Raw genomic sequence first — 18,874 nt, 5'->3', positions numbered from 1 at the left:
CGCAACGTGCGTTTGGTCATCGATCAGCGGACCGCGCCGCCGGCGAGGTGGCGAGATACTGCACGGCCTGGGCCGTCGAGCCTTCCTGAGACGGGTGATATGTGCTCTTGAAGTACCGCAGGGACGCCTTGACCATGGACATCGGCGTCGGAAACAGACCGGACTTGGCGACCCGTCGGAATTCCCGGAACGACGGCGTGCGCTCCTTCGGCGACAGATGCGCCAACGTCGGATCCTGGCTCATGAGGTAGCGCACGCCGCGCGTCCAGAACCAGACGAGAGTGGGTGCAATGACCACGTAGGTACGGATACGCCGGGCCGGCCGAACGTCGAAGTAGCGCATCACCTCGTACGCCACCGAACGATGCTCCACTTCTTCGGCGCCGTGCCACCGCAACAGATCGAGCATGACCGGATCGACGTCGGCTTCGTCGAGTTCGCGCGCGTTGAGGACCCAGTCGCCGAGAAACGCGGTCAGATGCTCGGCAGCTGCGATCAAGGCAAGACGCTCCACCAGGCTGTTCTGACCGTGGCCCGAGCGATTGCCGAGTGCGCGACCGAACAGGAACTTCATCTGGTCGACGTACGGATCGACATCGATGCCGTGGGCTCGAAGCTGATCGTGGACCTCGGTGTGGGCCTGTGCATGCATGGCTTCCTGGCCGATGAAGCCGATCACGTCGTCGCGCAACTGATCGTCGTGGATGAGCGGCAACGCCTCTTTGAACGTGCGCACGAACCACTCCTCACCCTCGGGCAGAAGCAGGTGCATCACATTGATCAGGTGGGTGGCCAGGGGATTGCCGTCCATATAGTGCAGCGGCAGAGTTTCCCAATCGAATTCGACGTTCCGAGCGTGCAGAACCACTCTGTCTTCGGGGGTCCCATCGACGTCGACCGCCGTTGTCGACGCCTTCTTCGTAGGTGCAGACACAACTTCTCCTCGTCCGATGGCCGCATGGAACAGTATTCGGTCCCCCGACCGTTGCGTGTCCCGAATCACGCTACGCATACCAACTGTCTCACAGCAACACTGCCCCCAACATCTGTTGAGGATCACCTGGACCAGGGGCTACGTCGAACGCGCATTGGGAACAGTCACTATCCGTAGGTGTCCCGCGGACCACGACCTTTGACGTGGCGCTCGCCTTTTCGCCAGCTCTGCGTCGTCGGCCCGGTGATCCGAAGCGACGTCACCACACCGTGGCCCACCGCCGCCGCGATCTTCGCCAGTATCTGCGACTGCATCAGTCGGAGCTGCGTCGCCCACGCAGTCGACTCGGCGGAGATACTGAGCACTCCGTCCTTGAGGCCGGTGGGGTCGGCGTGTGCCGAGATGTCCTCACCGACGACGCTGGGCCACCGCCCCAGCACGGCACCCTCGGATACCTTGGCCGACCAACCACGCTTGGAAGCGATCGAGTTCGCCAGTGCGCCGAACGCCTGCGGATCTCGATCGTCGGGGCCCGCCCCCGACCAACCCCGTCGTCGACGCCCCCGCAGTGCCCGGACACCCCCGGTCGGTGACGAACGACCTTGACCGACCGACTTGCCGCTCGCCTTGGCCGCAGCCCGGGCATCTTCGAGCGCCCGACGCGCAAGGTCGACGCCCTTCAACTCCGGCTGCTCATCCGGTGCCGATGAGTTCGTGTCGTCGCTCATGACACCTCACTCTCCGACGTCGACAGCTCGGTGATGGTCGAAATACGGCCTGCCGCACCGGAATCGGATCCCTGACGTGCCTCGACACCGTAGCGTCGTGCATCGAGTTCGGGTGGCACGTCCTCGGGAACCGCGGCGGTGATCAGTACCTGTTCCGCGTCGGCCGCGACTGCCGCGAGGGCCGTGCGCCGCTTGCGGTCGAGCTCGGCGAACACGTCGTCGAGCATCAGGACGGGGTCGGTCCCGTCCTCGCGCAGCAACGAAAAGGAGCCGAGCCGAAGAGAGAGTGCGTACGACCACGATTCACCGTGGCTGGCAAAGCCCTTGGTGGGTCGGTCGCCGAGCATCAGTTCCAGATCGTCTCGATGGGGCCCGACCAGACACACCCCACGTTCGATCTCTCGCTGCCTCATCACCGAAAGTTGGTGCAGGAAAGCAGCTTCCAGCACGTCGACGTCGTCGGACTCCGGTGCTCGGCCGGCATCGGAGAATTCCGGCGGCAGTGCCTCGGCGAGACTGCAGCGATAGGACAACGTGGCGAGCCGCGATTCCGGCGCGATCGACTCGTAGGCCTGCTGCACGAAGGGCATCAGCTCGTGTACCAAAGATATTCTGGCCGACAGCAATCGGGCACCGTGGGCAGCAAGATGGCCGTCCCAGACATCGAGCGTGGCCAGAGCGCTCGAGCCGTCGGTGGATGACGAGCCTCGGCGCAACGCCCCGCTGGCGGTCTTGAGCAGTGCCGACCGCTGACGCAGCACCTTGTCGTAATCTGCACGCACAGCGGCCATTCGAGGAATTCTGGTGGTGAGCAGCTCGTCCAGATACCGCCGGCGCTCACTCGGGTCGCCGCGCACCAGAGACAGGTCCTCGGGTGCGAACAACACACTCTGGAGCACACCCAGAATCTCTCGTGGCCGACGCAGCGGAGACCTGTTCATCCTCGCCTTGTTCGCCTTGCCCTCGAGCAGTTCGACGTCGATGATCAACTCGCGTCCGTGGTTGACCACGGCGCTGCCGACGAACGCGGTGGACGCACCTGCCCTGATCATGGGCGCATCGGTCGAGACCCGGTGCGAGGACAGCGTCGACAGATAACCGAGTGATTCCAGCAGGTTGGTCTTACCGTGGCCGTTGGGCCCGACGAACACGGTCGATCCCGGGCCCAGGTCGACGATGACGTCGTCCCAGGACCGGAAATCGTGAAGTTGCAAAGACCGGACGAACACTTACTCGGTGTTCTTCGGCGCGGGTGCGCGCAGTGTCTCGTCCGCATCCGCCTTCTTGACGGCGTGCCCGCCGAACTGGTTCCGCAACGCCGACACTGCCTTCATGGCAGGCGAATCTTCTTGTCGCGAAGCGAATCTCGCGAACAGAGCTGCGGAGATGACCGGGGCTGGTACGGCATGCCGAATGGCCTCCTCGACGGTCCATCGACCCTCGCCGGAGTCCTCGGTGTACCCCGAGATCTCACTGAACTCCGGATCCTGACCGAGTGCCTCGACCAACAGATCGAGCAGCCACGACCGCACGACAGTGCCCTTGCTCCAGGCCCGCAGCACGCCCTGCACGTCCTGCACCAATTCTTCGGCCTCGAGGATTTCGTAGCCCTCGGCGTACGCCTGCATCAGTCCGTATTCGATGCCGTTGTGCACCATCTTCGAGTAATGCCCGGCACCGACAGGGCCGGCGTGGACGAATCCGTCCGCGCGTTCCCCTTCCGGACGCAGGGCGTCGAAGATCGGCATAGCGCGTGCAACGTGCTCGTCGTCTCCGCCGACCATCAGGCCGTAGCCGTTCTTCAATCCCCAGACACCGCCCGAGACTCCGGCATCGATGTAACCGATTCCCTTGGCGTCCAACAGTTCTGCGTTGGGCTTGTCATCGGTGAAACGCGAGTTTCCACCGTCGATCACCAGGTCGCCAGGTTCGAGAACATCCCCGAGCCCGGTGATGGTGTCCCGGGTGATCTGGCCGGAGGGCACCATCACCCACACCACTCGGGGAGCGGTGAGGGATTCCGCGAGACCGGCGAGTGACGGGGTGTCCGTCACCTCGGGCCTCGGGTCGTAACCGATGACCTCGTGGCCGTGCTCGCGCAGCCGCTCGCGCATGTTGAAGCCCATTTTTCCGAGACCGACCAAGCCCAGCTGCATGAGGAAGCGTCCTTGTCTGTGTCAGGTGTAATTCCGGTCGAGCGGGTGTGGAGCCGGCGGAACGACTCGTACGATCCCGCAACCTCAACAGTAACCAGGCAGGATCAGCCCGGCAGCCTGACCGGCATCAACAGATAGGTGTATTGGGACTGAGGCGCCGCGAACTTGCCGGAATCGTCGGGCACCAGCTCCTCGTCCGACGTCGGACGCAGCACTGCAGGCCGACTGGGGGTGGTGAAACCGAACGTGACCTTCTCGCTGTGCAAGGAGGACAGGCCGTCGATGAGGTACCCCGGGTTGAACGCGATGGTGAGCGCCTCGCCCTGGAAGTCGGCCGGCAGAGCTTCCTCGGCGCGGCCGGCATCGTCGCCGCCTGCCGAGAGCAGCACACCTTCGGCGTTGAATTCCAGACGCACCTGCGCACCGCGTTCGGCGACGAGTGCCACGCGCTTGATGGCCTCGACCAACGGCGCGATCTCGAGTGTTGCGACGGCGGTGTGCTCTGCCGGGAGCAACTGACGGAACTTCGGGAATTCCGCATCGAGCAGACGAGTGGTCGTGCGGCGCCCGTCGCTGACGATTCCGAGCAAACCGTCGCTCCCGATGGAGGAACCCGAACCGAGAGCGAGCTCGACGGGCGAACCCGCGTTGCCACCGAGAGTCTTGGCCGACTCGGACAGGGTCTTCGCCGGAATCAGCACTGCGGTGGTGGTGTCGGCGCCGGCGGGAGTCCAGTCCACCTCACGAACCGCCAACCGGAATCGGTCGGTCGCAGCCAGCACGACGTTGGTGCCGTCGATCTCGACACGGATACCGGTCAGCATGGGAAGCGTGTCGTCCTTGCCCGCCGCAATGGCGACCTGGGCAATTGCCTCGGAGAAGACATCACCGGCCAGCGAACCGGTGTTGCTGGGCAACTCGGGTAGCTGAGGATAGTCCTCGACCGGCATCGTCGGCAGCGAGAATTTTGCGCTTCCGCAGTTGACGAGAACGCGGGTCCCGTCGACGGTGACGTCGACGGGCTTGTTCGGCAACGACTTGGTGATATCGGCAAGTAGCTTGCCCGACACCAGAACTCGTCCTGCGGTGGCCACTTCGGCCGAAACTTTCACCTGGGCGGAGACCTCGTAATCGAAGCCCGAGACCGTCAGACCCTGTTCGTCGGCGGCGAGCAGAACGCCACCGAGAACGGGAACGGGCGGCCGGGACGGCAGGCTGCGGGCCACCCAAGCCACGGAATCGGAAAAATCTTCACGAGCAACGCGAAACTTCAAACTTCCAAGCTCCATCGCTCGGCATTTCCTCTCGTTCGGGGCATTCGTGTGCACAGTCGAGCGGTGCGACCACGATCGTCGCGGCTCCAACCGATGCAACGACGAGTCTGGCACATCCAGCGCAAGCACACCGTATGCCCTTCGAGACGAAGTTGAAAGCTCGGGCGAGGCCGCGAAGGGCACCGATGCGGTCGTCGGAAGGGGGCTGTGAACGGATCGTTCCCCAACACCTGTTTTCAAAGAAGTTCTTTCAAGGAGAAAACAGAAGTATTAATAGGTCCTGTGCAATCTGTGCATGGAGCCCTCGCGATGCTGGTGGCTCGGCGTGGTGTCGTGGGGATGAACTCGGGACCAATCTGCGGTTGACGGACGGCTGCCTGTGGACCAATCGCATCGGTGCACAGGCGCCCACATTCCATCCCCAGAAGTCGACGGTTGTCCACATGGTTATCCACAGGTGTGAATCAATGGTCGTCGGCTCCGAAATGTCATCCGATTCGGCCCAGAATCGGCGCGGAATCGACCCAGATTCGATCCGGAATCGACTGGAGATCGTGTTCGATCGACGCCCGAGTCGAACCGAGGCGGCACCGATCACCGACGAAAACGGCGACGGCGCCGACCCCCGCGATGGGAATCGGCGCCGTCGCCGTCGTTGCCGAAGGACTGTGGAGCTATCGCTTCGAGCGCTGCTTGATGCGCGCCGTCAACTCCTGGACCTGGTCGTAGACCTTGCGACGCTCGGTCATTTCCTTGCGAATCTTCTTGTCCGCGTACATCACCGTCGTGTGATCTCGGCCGAACGTCTGACCGATCTTCGGTAGTGACAGGTCGGTGAGCTCTCTGCAGAGGTACATCGCTATCTGCCTGGCCATGGCCAATGCCCGGGCCTTACCCGGCCCGCACAGGTCCTCGATGGAGGTGTCGAAGTATTCCGCGGTGACGGCCATGATCGTGGCCGCGTTGATCTCCAAGCTGGACGAATCGGGAATCAAGTCACGTAGGACGACTTCGGCGAGGGTGAGGTCGAGGGCCTGTCCGTTCAACGAGGCGAATGCCGTCACGCGAATGAGGGCGCCTTCGAGCTCGCGGATGTTGCGCTCGATGCGGCTGGCGATCAGCTCCAGGACGTCGTGCGGCACGTCGAGTCGGTCCATCCGAGCCTTCTTGCTCAGGATGGCGATTCGCGTCTCGAGCTCCGGTGGCTGGACGTCGGTGATCAGGCCCCACTCGAAGCGGGTACGCAGCCGCTCCTCGAGGGTCGCCAACTGTTTGGGTGGTCGGTCGGACGAGACGACGATCTGCTTGTTGGCGTTGTGCAGCGTGTTGAAGGTGTGGAAGAACTCTTCCTGGATACCTTCCTTGCCCTCGATGAACTGAATGTCGTCGACCAGCAGCACGTCGGTCTCCCGGTAGCGGCGCTTGAACGCCACCTTGCGGTCGTCACGGAGACTGTTGATGAAGTCGTTGGTGAATTCTTCGGTGGAGACGTACTTGACGCGCATGCCCGGGAACAGGCGCTGCGCGTAGTGCCCGGCCGCGTGCAGCAGGTGCGTCTTGCCCAGGCCCGACGCCCCCCACACGAACAACGGGTTGTACGCCCGGGCGGGTGCTTCGGCGATGGCGACCGCGGCGGCGTGCGCGAACCGGTTGGAGGCGCCGATCACGAACGTGTCGAAGGTGTACTTCGAGTTGAGGCTGTTGGCACCCGACGACGGTGGCGTCGATTCCGGTGGTTTGGTGAAGTACGTCGGCCACGAGTTCTGGACGCTGGCGAGGGCTTCCCGCTCGTCGTCCACTTCCTCGTAATCGGCGGTCTCGGAGTCCGACGGCTCGTCGTCTCTGCTGGTCAGGACGCGGCGCCGGTACGTCGGGGAACTGACGGCATCGGGATACGTCGAGCGCTCGGTTTCGAGCTTCTCGTCCTCGGGGGCGGAGATCCGAACGCCGAGACCTTCGACACCCTGTCCCAGATGACGCCCCAGGGCTCCCAGGATGGGTTCGCGCAGGTCACGTTCGATCGCTTCCTGAGCGAAGGTCGACGGGACGGCGAGCAGAGCGAAGCCCTGAGTCAACGTGAGCGGTTTGACCAGCGCGAGCCAGGCCTTCTGGCCCTTGGTCAGCGGCGACCCACTGTGTCGGTCGGACGTCAGCTCCGCGACTACCTCGGGCCAGATGCGCGCAAGCGCATCCGGATCGTCGTTCACGTCGATCCCTCCGTCGTCGAGCTTGTAGGTCTCGCCGGACTCCGACAACCGATTCGGTGCGGCGTTTCGAACCCGCGCAACCGCGTCGTCGGATAGCGTCGTCGATCGTGCGCCTCCGCGGCCGAGACAAGGGTCCCTCGGTGGACCCCGCAAGGTACGAATATGCCACCTGAACTGTGTTTCCACACAATTATCCACAGGTGTGGATAAACGACACCGATGTGAGCCCAACCGTCACCGAGTGGCGTGGTAGTACGTATACGACAGTCTGACCTGCGGCGATAGCCATTGTCAGTCGTTCGATCGCAGCAACGACCAGTTGCGCGGCGCGGCGGAACGACAGATATTGTCGACTCTTCGGCCCGTCCGAGGTCTCGTCGTCGGTGGCCTGTGTATGAATCGACGGATCGGTCGATGTCGAGCGAGTTTGACCACCGGTGACTCGATCAGTACTCTCGAACAGTCACCCAATAGCGAGGTGGCCGATGCTTGCTGGCTGCTCACAGTCTGTCTTCACTCGGATTTCTCGCTCGGGAGGCTAGCGAGTTCATCCGAACTCGCTGAGAACCTTTACAGCAGGCGCCGACAGATCGGCGTCTTCGAATCTCGAGGAGTGTTGACCGTGGCCAAGGGCAAGCGGACGTTCCAGCCGAACAATCGCCGCCGCGCGCGCGTTCATGGCTTCCGTCTTCGTATGCGTACCCGTGCGGGTCGTGCAATCGTTTCCGCACGTCGCGGCAAGGGCCGCAAAGAACTCACAGCCTGATAACCGTTCGTCCGAAGCTTGGAGCTCGGGATGCTTCCTGAGCCGAATCGGCTGCATCGCGCACGTGACTTCACCGTGGTGATGCGTCGAGGACGCCGAATGGGTAGATCGGACCTGGTCGTACACGCAGTTGCGCGTCACGAGCAGGACATCGCATCCACCGTTCATGGGCCACGTTTCGGATTGATCGTCAGCAAGGCAGTCGGGCCGGCCGTAACTCGTCATCGAGTTGCGCGCCGGCTTCGGCATATCTGTGCCGAGGTGATCGACGGGCTCGCGGTGAACACCGACGTGGTCATTCGAGCACTTCCAGGTGCTGCGCACGCATCCTCGGCAGATCTACACGTTCAACTGCGTTCAGGTTTGAAGAAGCTCGGTCTACTCGAAGCTCCGAAGGGTCCGCCGTCATGACATTCATGGGCAACCTTCGTTCCATTCCTGCTCGAACTCTCGTCTACTGCATCGTGTTGTACCGGACCTATGTGTCCCCGATGCGGCCCCCTACCTGTCGCTTCTCCCCCACCTGCAGTGAATACGCCATCGAGGCGCTCCAGGTGCACGGGATGCCGAAGGGCTCGCTCCTGGCAGTCGTCCGCCTCCTCAAATGTGCTCCCTGGCACTCTGGAGGCTGGGACCCGGTGCCCGAACCCGGTAGGTGGCGCGCAACCGTCACCGAGCTGACCGAAACCGAAGAACACCACGATCTCCTGCGAGTGGAAGAACAGAGGAGTACATAGAGCCGTGCTCGACTTCATTTACTACCCGGTTGCCTGGATTCTCTGGGTGTGGCACAAGGTGTTCGGCTTTGTGTTCCAGGATCCCAGCAATGGCTTCGCCTGGGCATTGTCCGTCGTCTTCCTCGTCTTCACCCTCCGGCTGATCCTGTACAAGCCCTTCGTCAAGCAGGTCCGCACGACGCGGCAGATGCAGGAACTGCAGCCGCAGATCAAGGCGCTGCAGAAGAAGTACGGCAAAGACAAGCAAAAAATGGCCGTCGAGATGCAGAAGCTGCAGAAGGAACACGGCTTCAACCCGCTGATGGGTTGCCTCCCCGTGTTGGCACAGGCACCGGTGTTCATCGGCCTGTTCCACGTGCTTCGCTCGTTCAACCGCACCGGCACCGGTTTCGGTCAGCTCGGGCTGACGCCCGAAGAGAATCGTGAGCTGTCGAACTACGCGTTCAACGTGTCCGATGTGCAGTCGTTCCTCGATGCTCGTCTGTTCGGAGCACCGATCTCGGCGTGGATCACGATGCCGCAGGATCAGCTCAACGCCTTCGCTGTGGGTCCGGGAGCAACAATTCCGTCCACATGGGTCATCGCGGCCGTATCCATCCCACTGATGATCATCGCGGCGATCATGACTCACCTGAACTCACGTGCGTCGGTCGCACGTCAGAGCGCTGCCGCGGCAGCAAACCCGCAGTCCGCAATCATGAACAAGCTTGCGCTGTACGTGTTCCCGCTCGGCGTCCTCGTCTTCGGCGCATTGCTTCCGATCGCCATCCTGCTGTACTGGGTCAGCAACAACACATGGACCTACGCGCAGCAGCACCTCGTGTTCGGCAAGATCGACAAGGAAGAGGCCGCCAAGGTAGCGGCCGCCGTCGAGAAGCGCTCGGAGAATGCGCCCAAGCCAGGAGTGAAGCCGGTCTCGACAACCAAGCCCAAGCCCGGTGCTCGGCCGAAGCTCTCGAAGATGGCACCGACAGGTGAAGAGTCCTCGACCGATGCCGGAACCACCGGGACGGACTCTTCGTCAGGGTCTGCCACGCCGAGCAAACCGCGACCGCAGGCGAACAGGAACAAGTCGACCAAGCGCAAGCGGCGCTGACCGACACGTCGAGAGAAGGACGAACATGGCAGCGCACGCCGAAGAAGCACAGAACGACGAAGTACGGAACGCAGCAGCTGGGGATGGAGTGGGTGACGTGATGGTCGAGACCGATCAGGTGAGTGCCGTCGAGACGGAGTCCGACGACGAAGCTACCGTCGACGACGCCGTGCAGAAGACGCCGTCGGCTCCCACGAGTGTCGATGACGTTGCGGACTCGAATGACGACGATTCGGATGAGGACGACGAAGACGACGAGGACTACTTGGTCGAGGAAGGCGAAATCGCCGGCGACTACCTCGAGCAGCTTTTGGACGTCCTCGACTTCGACGGAGACATCGACCTCGACGTCGAGGGTGATCGCGCGATCGTCAGCATCGACGGCGGGGACGATCTCGCCAAGCTCGTCGGTCGCAAGGGCGAGGTACTCGACGCTCTGCAGGAACTCACGCGTCTGGCTGTGCAGCAGTCGACGGGCGAGCGCAGCAAGCTGATGCTCGACGTTGCTGGGTGGCGCGCCAAGCGACGCACCGAGCTCGGGAACCTGGGTGCCGAAGCGGCACGTCGAGTACTCGAATCCGGAGAGCGTGAGGAACTGACTCCGATGACTCCGTTCGAGCGCAAGATCGTGCACGACGCAGTCGCCAAAATCGACGGCGTTGCGAGCGAAAGCACCGGCGTCGAACCCGCTCGACGGGTAGTCGTCGTCAAGGCATAGCGACACTTTCGATAGTCGATGGCCCCCACTTCGGTGGGGGCCATCGTCGTTTGTGTTGAAAGCTTGGGCATGAATTGCACTGATGTAATTTGCCTTGGGTGTTGGCGATCGGATGGGCTCCGAGAGCGAAAAATAAAGGGCCCAGCGGTATCGGACGCTTTCGTCACTGTGACGGGTGGTTGCAGGGCGGCTCTGTCCGTGATTCCACGTGTTGGACGATGTTTCACGTGAAACGAACGCTGAGGCAGATGTCGACTGATAGGTCGAGGTGGCTCGCCCTTGTGGCGGTCATACGCACGCCGATCATGCGACCGGATCCCGTTTGGTCGACAGCCGATGATCGAGGAATGCCTCGCGGCTCGGCGAGGTCGAGGGTGTCACCAACTCTTGGACCCCAGCCGATTGCGAGTAGCCGAGACCACCCATCGTGCACACGCTGAGAACCGCCCGCTTAGTTCTGCCGCATCAACGCACGCGTGTGCTCAGTTCCAAGTCCGAGGAGGGAACCAGCCGCGGTGGTACAGCGGACTATCCGAGAGTCGGTTCGCTTGCCGCGGTGCGCGCCGGCAGCGGGCTCATCGCACCGTGGTCCACTGCGCAACGGTATGGCAGGCGGGCCTCCGTGTAGCGGGCTGGCACACCGGGATAGTTCATGACCTCGAACTCTGCTGTCGTGTCGAAAATAGTGTACTCCTCAATTGCCGAGACGCTATCGGATGACGACGAGGGCCGATCGACGGACGGTGGGTTGTCACCGTGTTGTGCGTGCTGCGCGAACTTCTAGAGGCATGAGGCGTAGCAGGATTCGTCTGGGTGAATTCTGTGATGACCTTGTTCTGGATTGCGACGGTGGAGTGTCCGGCGCGGTGATGTCGCAGGTTAGGTCAAATGAGCATGACCGGTTCACCATGGCGTGACGTGTGGCGGCCGGCAGTTTCGTAGTCACCTTCGGTCGCTTCACGCTCAGCGGGACTCGATACACCAGCATCGGATCGCGTATGTCTGCGAACGCAGGATCACCCATCGTGGGTGCGCCCCGGCGTCGCATCATGGACACGACGGTCGCGTAGGGAGAACCACCTCCCCCCGGGTGACTTACGAGGGGAGCGGACGCGTGTGCGTGTTTCACGTGAAACAGTCGGGTCTCTTGGACGGCTGTCACTTATCGAGACTGGGCTCGGTTGGACTGGTGCCGGCTCGCTCTATGCGCGTCCGACCCCATTTGCTCGAGGAGGGATCGACGCTGCCGCCCTCAATCGCCGTGCAGTCGTCGTCTTCGAATTGCGTCTGCGGGTGAAGTGGTCCAACTGATCGGAGGCACCCGAGGGTCGCCTGCCAATCTGACATCCAGACTTATCGTCGGTAAGACCCGTTGTGGAACTTGGCACCGGGCAACGCGCTCACCCGTCGTCGTGCCGGGCGGCGACGTCCTGAATTGCGCAGTGCGACGCATCGCCACCGCCGCGGGAGTGCTCGAGAGGCCGACTGACGGTCATCGAGACTACGGCGAAGTCGACGGCGAACGTGACCCGCAGAGACTTGGATCGTGTTTCACGTGAAACACGATCTAAAGCACGATCCTGCTTTCGAGGCGTCCGACGCTTTTGAATACGCTCCGGCCGATGCTCACGACATTCGGCGGGCCCGGCCCGAGGAGCAGTCCGAACCGGGCGTCGATCTTGCGACCGGTCGACCGGTGCTCGCGACAGCCGGCGGTAGGCGGGTGCGAGGAGCAGTCCGAGCCGCGCGACATTTCGCGACAGGACAAACGATGCCCGAAGCTGTTCGGTTGTATCCGACAGCGTGGGTGCCAATCGCCCGACGATCCCACGACGGGGGCTCGCAACAGCCGGTGCCAACGAGCGGCGCATGGAGTCGGCTCGCGATGGGTGGTGTGGGGCGAGGCCACGGTCGACCACGAGGTCGACGTGTGGTGGGCTCAGTCGAGTCCGAGATCAAGTCTCAGAAGCTGCCGGACGAAGAATCCGCCGACGCGTCCGGCCAGAGTGTTAGCTGTCCGGTTTCACGTGAAACAGCGGAGGCGCCGCCCGACAGCACGGAGACGGATAACAGAGTTACGACTCGTCTCGACGAATTGGTTGCTCAAAACCTGGGCGGGGATGGCGGATGCCTTTCACTGAACGCGGTCCCCAACGCCGTCCTCGGGTGGGCTCATTGCATCGGCGGATTGTGTGGGACGCGTGACGGCTGGTCGGGTCAATGTGCCGATTGGGTGCTTTCCCTTGGCGGGCTCGCCGAGTGTCCATGGAGCAACGTTCGTAGGCAGCCCGACCGAGGACGCACGACGGCGGAAGGCATAGAACAGCGATCCACTTCGAGTCGCCAGCCTGACGCTCTCCAGTGAATAGGAGAAAGGAGGGGCTCTCGTACCGGGTGGGTCTGGCCGTAAGGGCATCTCGTTCACCATCGCCGGGCCGGGAAGTCCTAGGCGATATCAATTGGTGCGCGAGTGCATTGGAGCGCGCTGAGGACACCGGGTCGCGCTGAGGACATCGGGTCGGTCGCTCGAAGTACACGCAACCGTCGCCTCCCCAGCCGTCGGACCCTGGCTCGGTTTCACGTGAAACACCGACGTACTCCGCAACGGCGAAGTGTCGGGAAGAATGAACCGTCGAATCGGGAGCGGGTGCGCGGACGGCTATCCTGGTGTGCTCGACCCAGCGAATCGGGACTCCAACTCCCGGAACCTCGCGATCTCGTTGACTTACAGAGGTGTCGTTTGGCGATCCGTGCCCGAGCACGGGATGATGTTTCACGTGGAACAAGAAGCGTCGGATAGCACCGAGTTGATGGCCGTCGCCGAGCAGATGTTCGGAGATCGACTGGATCTCGCCCGGAGGTATCACGAGTCCTTGGCTACCGCCGGAGTCGAACGGGGGCTGATCGGTCCACGCGAAGTTCCGCGACTCTGGGAGCGGCATATCCTCAATTGCGCTGCGATCGGCGAGCTCATCGACGAGGGCGAGACTGTGGTCGACATCGGCAGCGGTGCCGGTCTGCCCGGTATCCCTCTTGCCATCGCTCGACCGGATCTTCGGGTGACGCTCGTCGAGCCTCTTCTTCGGAGAACCGTCTATCTGGCCGAGTTCATCGACGAACACGATCTGAACGTGTTGGTCGTACGTGGGCGGGCCGAGCAGCCCGGCGTGAAGAAGGAAGCCGGCGGCGCGGATGTCGTCACGTCGAGGGCTGTGGCCCCGCTGGAGAAGCTCGCCAAATGGTCTCTCCCCCTCGTTCACGAACGCGGCCGGATGCTCGCGCTGAAGGGTTCCAGCGCGAGTGAGGAGATCGAACGCGACAGGACTTCCCTCACCCGTATGGGTGCTGGCAAGCTGGAGGTCGTGGAGTGCGGTGTCGGTCTTCTTCCGACACCCACCATCGTCGTCAGGGCAGTCCGTGAGCCGCGGCGGCTCAGTCGCCACTGATGATCGATTGCGGGAATCGCCCCGCGCCGTTTGTATCGAACGTAGAACACATTCAGTTCCGCACTAAGGAGCACATATGTCGGGTGGGTCGGATCCCGCTGTTTCACGTGAAACAGAGTCCAAGAAGAAGTCGTCGAACGCAGCCGCCAACAAGGCGGGGGTGACGAGTGGCTTCGAGTACACCAACTCGATTTCGACCGACGACACCCCGATCGGGGCCGCCGCGCACCGGGCCAGTCAGGTCCTTCACCCGGGATCGGTGACGCTGCCCAAGCCGGCGAAGCGCCGCATGCTGACGATTGCGAATCAGAAGGGCGGCGTCGGCAAGACCACGACGGCGGTCAACCTCGCAGCCGCACTCGCGCTCCAGGGTCTGACGGTCTTGGTGGTGGATCTGGACCCTCAGGGCAACGCCAGCACGGCACTGGGCGTCGAACATCATTCCGGTGTGCCGTCGAGCTACGAGGTGCTCATCGGCGAAGTGAAGGCCAAAGACGCGATCCAGCAGAGTCCGCACAGTGAGCGGTTGTTCTGCATCCCGGCAACGATCGACCTTGCTGGCGCGGAGATCGAATTGGTCTCGATGGTGGCTCGGGAAGGACGCCTCAAGACGGCGTTGTCGGTCGAGGAGTTGGCCGGACTCGACGCCGATTTCATCCTCATCGACTGCCCACCGTCACTCGGTCTGCTGACTGTCAACGCGCTTGTGGCGGCCACCGAGGTGCTGATTCCCATTCAATGCGAGTACTACGCACTGGAGGGTGTGGGGCAGCTGCTTCGGAATATCGAGCTGGTTCAGTCCCATCTCAATCCTGAATTGCACGTCTCGACCGTCATCCTCACGATGTACGACGGCCGCACCAAACTGGCCGATCAGGTCGCCGAGGAAGTGCGGAAGCACTTCGGTGATGCCGTGCTCCGTGCCGTGATTCCGCGCAGTGTGAAGGTCTCCGAGGCACCGGGGTACGGCATGACGGTGTTGGATTACGACCCCGGTTCGCGTGGAGCAATGAGTTACCTGGACGCCGGACGAGAGCTCGCTGCTCGCTCGGCCGGCATCGACGCACGAAAGAAGTAGGACATGAGTCAAGCACGTAAGGGCGGTCTGGGGCGCGGACTCGCGTCGCTCATCCCCACGGGCCCCGATGCCGGACCGCGCCTCGGTAATGCAGCAGCCGACGTCATCATCGGTGCCGACCGCAACGCGAAGGACAAGCCGGACACGTCGACGAAGCCCAAGCGGGCAACGGCGTCCGACGACACCACAGAGACCGCAACGGCGCCTACTCCGACGCCGCCGGTGCTGAACGGGGACGACCTCTCCCCTGTCGGTGCCGTGTATCGGGAGATCTCGCCGGACCGAATCGAGGCGAATCCCAAGCAGCCGAGGCACGTCTTCGACGACGAATCCCTTGCCGAATTGGTGCACTCGATTCGCGAATTCGGCCTCATGCAGCCGATCGTGGTGCGTCTCGTATCCGGTTCTGCAGCTGCAGGAGATGCCAAGTATCAACTCGTCATGGGCGAGCGGCGGTGGCGCGCGAGCCAGGAAGCGGGCCTGGAGAAGATCCCCGCGATCGTCCGGGAAACCGCAGACGACGCAATGCTGCGCGACGCACTGCTCGAAAACATCCATCGCGTACAGCTCAATCCTCTCGAAGAGGCGGCCGCATATCAGCAGCTGCTCGAGGAATTCGATGTCACGCACGAGGAGCTCGCGGCAAAGATCGGACGCTCACGCCCCGTCGTGACCAACATGATCCGTCTGCTGAAGCTGCCGATTCCGGTACAGAGACGTGTCGCAGCCGGTGTTCTGTCGGCGGGACATGCACGCGCACTGCTGTCATTGGACGCGGGATCGGATGCACAGGAATCGCTGGCTGCGCGCATCGTGGCCGAGGGTCTCTCGGTTCGAGCGACGGAAGAAGCCGTCACTCTCGCCAATCGCGAGGACGGTAAGTCCCCCGAACCGGCGGCGAAGCGCAAGCCGATCCAGATGCCGGGCCTTCAGGATGTGGCCGATCGCCTCTCGGATTCGTTCGATACGAGGGTGACAGTGAGTCTGGGTAAGCGAAAGGGCAAGATCGTCGTCGAATTCGGGTCGGTCGACGACCTTCAGAGAATCGTCGAGATGATGGAAGCTCAGAAGAAAAAGTAGCCGCGTTTTTTCAGGACCAGTCATACCAGGGCGTAACGTCACTGTGACGTATATCGACGACGAGTGGTCCCGAAAACGGCAAGATGGATCGAAAACTATTGTGATGCATTAGGTTTCGAGGATCTTCCCCGATCACCAGGTAGCGCGACCCCGTCGCCTATCCTGGTCGAGGAGAGAATCGGCTCCCCACCGAGAATCGAGCGGTGGAACGACTGCACGGAGGCTGAGGTACGCGGTGTCGGCGATGGTGACCGGAGTGACCCTCGGCTCGTTCGAACATCTGCCGGCACATTCTCGGCGGTGTAGCTTCTGGGTCCTCGATCCCACGTCCGACGGCGCGGCAGTGGACCTCGAATTCGAGAACGAGGTGTGGCTGTCGACGATCATGCTCGAGTGGGGATCGTGCGGACAGCTGTTGTCCGTGGACGGCGACACGATCGGGTGTGCGCTGTACTGCCCGCCCCGCGCAGTTCCTCGGGCGTCGACCTTCCCTACTTCGCCCGTCAGTCCCGACGCGGTCCTACTGACCCAGCTTCGTATCGATTCCCCGGCCGATGCGAATCTGCATTCGGCAACCCTGATTCAGGCCGTGGTCGGCGATCTTGTCAATCGTGGTGTTCGTGCCTTGGAGGCCTTCGGCATTCGCCACAATGCGGACGACGCGTCGCCGGCAATTCCCAACGCGACGGCACATGCGACGTGCTCGGCTGCGACATGCATGATCGACGCCGACTTTCTGGAGAAGGTCGGCTTCGAGGTGGTGGCGCCGCATCACAGGTTCCCGAGACTCCGCCTCGAATTGGATCGCGATCACGGGTGGAAGCAGGACGTCGAATCAGCGCTCGAGCAATTGCTGGTGGCGGCGAGTATCTCGGTGGTCGACATCGAACAGAAGTCGACGGTCGGAGCTCGCTGAACGACGGGCTCCGACCGGTGGCGCGGGGGCGCCGTCGATCAGGGACGGTCGGCGGCGGCGAGTTCCTCGGCCAGTAGTTCAGCGAACGTGAACGTGCCGGTCGGTTGGTCGTCCTGACCCAGGAGGTACAACCGCTTGACGGCGATCAGGATTGCTTCGGCAATGATGTCGCGGAATCGCGGATCGCTCAGTACTTCGACGTCGGATTCGTTGGTGAGGTAGCCGAGGTCTATCTGGATGGTCGGCATGTTGGTGAGCCGCAACAGATCCCACGTGCGGCCGTGACTGCGGCAATCGAGAAGTGGTGTGCGAGCGACGATTTCGCGTTGCACGTAGCTGGTGAGGACCTGGCCGATCATCGAGGTGGATCCGTGCGAGTTACCGAAGTGGAAGCTGGCCACTCCATTGGCCACAGGACTGGTGCTCGATGCGCAGCGCAGCGAGATCATCAGATCTGCGCCCCAGGCGTTGGCGGTCTCTGCGCGGTCGGCCACCGACGGGTTGGTGCCCCGTGCACGAGAGAGGAACGTTTCCATTCCGGTCGCCGCCATTCGGCCTTCGAGACGACTGGCCAGATCCCACAGAATTTCCGATTCGGAGACGCGTCCGAATGTGCCGTCGACGATGCGGCCGGTGTCGGCACCACCGAGATCGGGGTCGATGACGATTCGCTTACCCGTCAACTGTGGGCCGGATTTGCGTACGAGTTCTTCTTCGCTCATCGCGTGGGGCGATCCACCGGTGACGCGGGTTCCGAGGAGGTCGAGCGAACGCAGTGTCGCCGGACCACAGATACCGTCGGGTGCCAGACCGATCTCGCGTTGAAAAGACGACAGGCCCTCGTGCGTCTTCGGACCGAAGAAGCCGTCGACGCGCTCGTTGTAGAAACCGAGGTCCTGCAGGCGTGTCTGCAGGGTAGCGACGTCGTCGCCGTACAGCGGAGCGGACAGCTGGTAGATCAGCGTGCGGGCACCGAGGTGGTAGGACGCTTCTTTGAGGGCGCGGTACGTGGCCGGTCCGACGACACCGTCGACCAGTAAGCCGCGATGCTGCTGGAACGCGCGCACGGCACCGTCGAGGGCCCGGTCGAACACCGATCCCGGGGCCGTCCAGTGGCCGTCGTCCATCGGGCCGGGCGGAACCACGGCCTCGTGGAGGAAACCGAGTGCCGAGAGAGTGCCGCGGACCTCGGCGACGGCGGGTCCGGAATCGCCGTGACTGAGCTCCTGCATCCTGGAAAAACCCTCTCGATCGTCCTGACGGTCTACACGCACTTCGATGCGCTGATGTGCCGACGCAAGCATCGGCACATCAGATGATTGTCGCAGAAAGACAGGCTTCTGCGGCAATCCACACCAAGCGTGGGTGAGTCAGATAACGCCTTCGAGGTCCTTGAGCAGCGCGGCCTTGCCCTTTGCGCCGACGATCTGCTTGACCGGCTTGCCACCCTGGAACAGGATCAGCGTCGGGATGGACATGACCTTGAAGTCCCGAGCCGCCTGCGGGTTGGCGTCGATGTCGAGCTTGGCGATGGTCAGCTTGTCCTTGTGTTCGGCAGCGATCTCCTCGAGCACGGGAGCAACCATCTTGCACGGGCCGCACCAGGTGGCCCAGAAGTCGACCAGAACGGGCTTCTCGCTGGTCAGAACGTCGTCGACGAACGACGCGTCGGTGATGGTGACTGTGCTCTTGTCGTCGGACATGTGAATCTCCTCGGTGTGGGTCTGCAAACAGGTGG

At 62.8% G+C, this 18,874-nt stretch carries 17 protein-coding genes; 9 read left to right on the top strand and 8 right to left on the bottom strand.

From position 1 onward, the window contains the following. Positions 1–16: 16 nt before the first annotated feature. The 6 genes from CH266_RS01255 to dnaA all read right to left on the bottom strand — a co-directional run bounded on the left by CH266_RS01255 (position 17) and on the right by dnaA (position 7,299). Positions 17–934, bottom strand: coding sequence for a metal-dependent hydrolase (locus tag CH266_RS01255; protein ID WP_032371404.1), 918 nt, complete (start codon positions 932–934; stop codon positions 17–19). Between the two features lie 167 nt (positions 935–1,101). After that, positions 1,102–1,662 (bottom strand): DUF721 family protein, encoded by a 561-nt coding sequence (locus CH266_RS01250; protein WP_045841531.1) that lies wholly within the window; start codon positions 1,660–1,662, stop codon positions 1,102–1,104. Further along, the gene (gene recF / locus CH266_RS01245; RefSeq protein WP_048319005.1) at positions 1,659–2,891 is read right to left on the bottom strand and encodes a DNA replication/repair protein RecF; all 1,233 of its coding nucleotides are present in this window, start codon (positions 2,889–2,891) and stop codon (positions 1,659–1,661) included. The genes CH266_RS01250 and recF overlap by 4 nt, the downstream gene beginning before the upstream one ends. Next, entirely contained in the window at positions 2,892–3,818 is a 927-nt protein-coding gene (gene gnd / locus CH266_RS01240) for a phosphogluconate dehydrogenase (NAD(+)-dependent, decarboxylating) (RefSeq protein WP_027494998.1), read from the bottom strand. A gap of 104 nt (positions 3,819–3,922) precedes the next feature. After that, a complete protein-coding gene (gene dnaN, locus CH266_RS01235; protein WP_027494999.1) occupies positions 3,923–5,107 on the bottom strand; it encodes a DNA polymerase III subunit beta in 1,185 nt (394 codons plus the stop codon). Positions 5,108–5,766: 659 nt separating this feature from the next. Next, positions 5,767–7,299, bottom strand: a complete 1,533-nt coding sequence (dnaA, locus tag CH266_RS01230; protein WP_027495001.1) for a chromosomal replication initiator protein DnaA — start codon at positions 7,297–7,299, stop codon at positions 5,767–5,769. 622 nt (positions 7,300–7,921) lie between these two features. Here dnaA and rpmH point away from each other — a divergent pair. From rpmH to CH266_RS01180, 9 genes are all read left to right on the top strand, one after another. Continuing rightward, positions 7,922–8,065, top strand: coding sequence for a 50S ribosomal protein L34 (rpmH, locus tag CH266_RS01225; RefSeq protein ID WP_026347786.1), 144 nt, complete (start codon positions 7,922–7,924; stop codon positions 8,063–8,065). A gap of 30 nt (positions 8,066–8,095) precedes the next feature. After that, positions 8,096–8,476, top strand: a complete 381-nt coding sequence (rnpA, locus tag CH266_RS01220) for a ribonuclease P protein component (protein WP_032367623.1) — start codon at positions 8,096–8,098, stop codon at positions 8,474–8,476. Continuing rightward, on the top strand, positions 8,473–8,802 hold the full coding sequence (gene yidD, locus CH266_RS01215) for a membrane protein insertion efficiency factor YidD (RefSeq protein WP_027495003.1): 330 nt from the start codon (positions 8,473–8,475) through the stop codon (positions 8,800–8,802). The genes rnpA and yidD overlap by 4 nt, the downstream gene beginning before the upstream one ends. A gap of 4 nt (positions 8,803–8,806) precedes the next feature. Continuing rightward, the gene (gene yidC / locus CH266_RS01210; protein WP_032400884.1) at positions 8,807–9,898 is read left to right on the top strand and encodes a membrane protein insertase YidC; all 1,092 of its coding nucleotides are present in this window, start codon (positions 8,807–8,809) and stop codon (positions 9,896–9,898) included. 25 nt (positions 9,899–9,923) lie between these two features. Continuing rightward, complete coding sequence (locus CH266_RS01205) at positions 9,924–10,616, top strand: Jag family protein (protein WP_032400883.1); 693 nt, start codon at positions 9,924–9,926, stop codon at positions 10,614–10,616. 2,768 nt (positions 10,617–13,384) lie between these two features. Further along, positions 13,385–14,062: a 16S rRNA (guanine(527)-N(7))-methyltransferase RsmG gene (gene rsmG / locus CH266_RS01195; protein WP_032371601.1), complete on the top strand. Its 678-nt coding sequence runs from the start codon at positions 13,385–13,387 to the stop codon at positions 14,060–14,062. Positions 14,063–14,138: 76 nt separating this feature from the next. After that, positions 14,139–15,140: a ParA family protein gene (locus tag CH266_RS01190; protein ID WP_027495008.1), complete on the top strand. Its 1,002-nt coding sequence runs from the start codon at positions 14,139–14,141 to the stop codon at positions 15,138–15,140. Positions 15,141–15,143: 3 nt separating this feature from the next. After that, positions 15,144–16,220 (top strand): ParB/RepB/Spo0J family partition protein, encoded by a 1,077-nt coding sequence (locus CH266_RS01185; protein WP_094642758.1) that lies wholly within the window; start codon positions 15,144–15,146, stop codon positions 16,218–16,220. Between the two features lie 235 nt (positions 16,221–16,455). Further along, positions 16,456–17,136 carry a hypothetical protein gene (locus CH266_RS01180; protein ID WP_094714491.1) on the top strand — a complete coding sequence of 227 codons (681 nt, stop codon included), beginning with the start codon at positions 16,456–16,458 and terminating at the stop codon, positions 17,134–17,136. Between the two features lie 38 nt (positions 17,137–17,174). Here the strand turns inward: CH266_RS01180 and CH266_RS01175 are convergent, their stop codons facing one another. Both CH266_RS01175 and trxA read right to left on the bottom strand, forming a co-directional pair. Beyond that, positions 17,175–18,368 (bottom strand): N-acetylmuramoyl-L-alanine amidase, encoded by a 1,194-nt coding sequence (locus CH266_RS01175; protein ID WP_032371397.1) that lies wholly within the window; start codon positions 18,366–18,368, stop codon positions 17,175–17,177. 138 nt (positions 18,369–18,506) lie between these two features. Next, positions 18,507–18,839 carry a thioredoxin gene (gene trxA / locus CH266_RS01170; RefSeq protein ID WP_008711582.1) on the bottom strand — a complete coding sequence of 111 codons (333 nt, stop codon included), beginning with the start codon at positions 18,837–18,839 and terminating at the stop codon, positions 18,507–18,509. Positions 18,840–18,874: the final 35 nt, after the last annotated feature.

Origin of the sequence: Rhodococcus sp. 06-1474-1B, assembly GCF_002258885.1 — a bacterium.
GTDB lineage: Bacteria > Actinomycetota > Actinomycetes > Mycobacteriales > Mycobacteriaceae > Rhodococcoides > Rhodococcoides fascians.
Note: the sequence above shows the minus strand (reverse complement) of the source record. Positions and strands in the feature narration are given on the sequence as shown.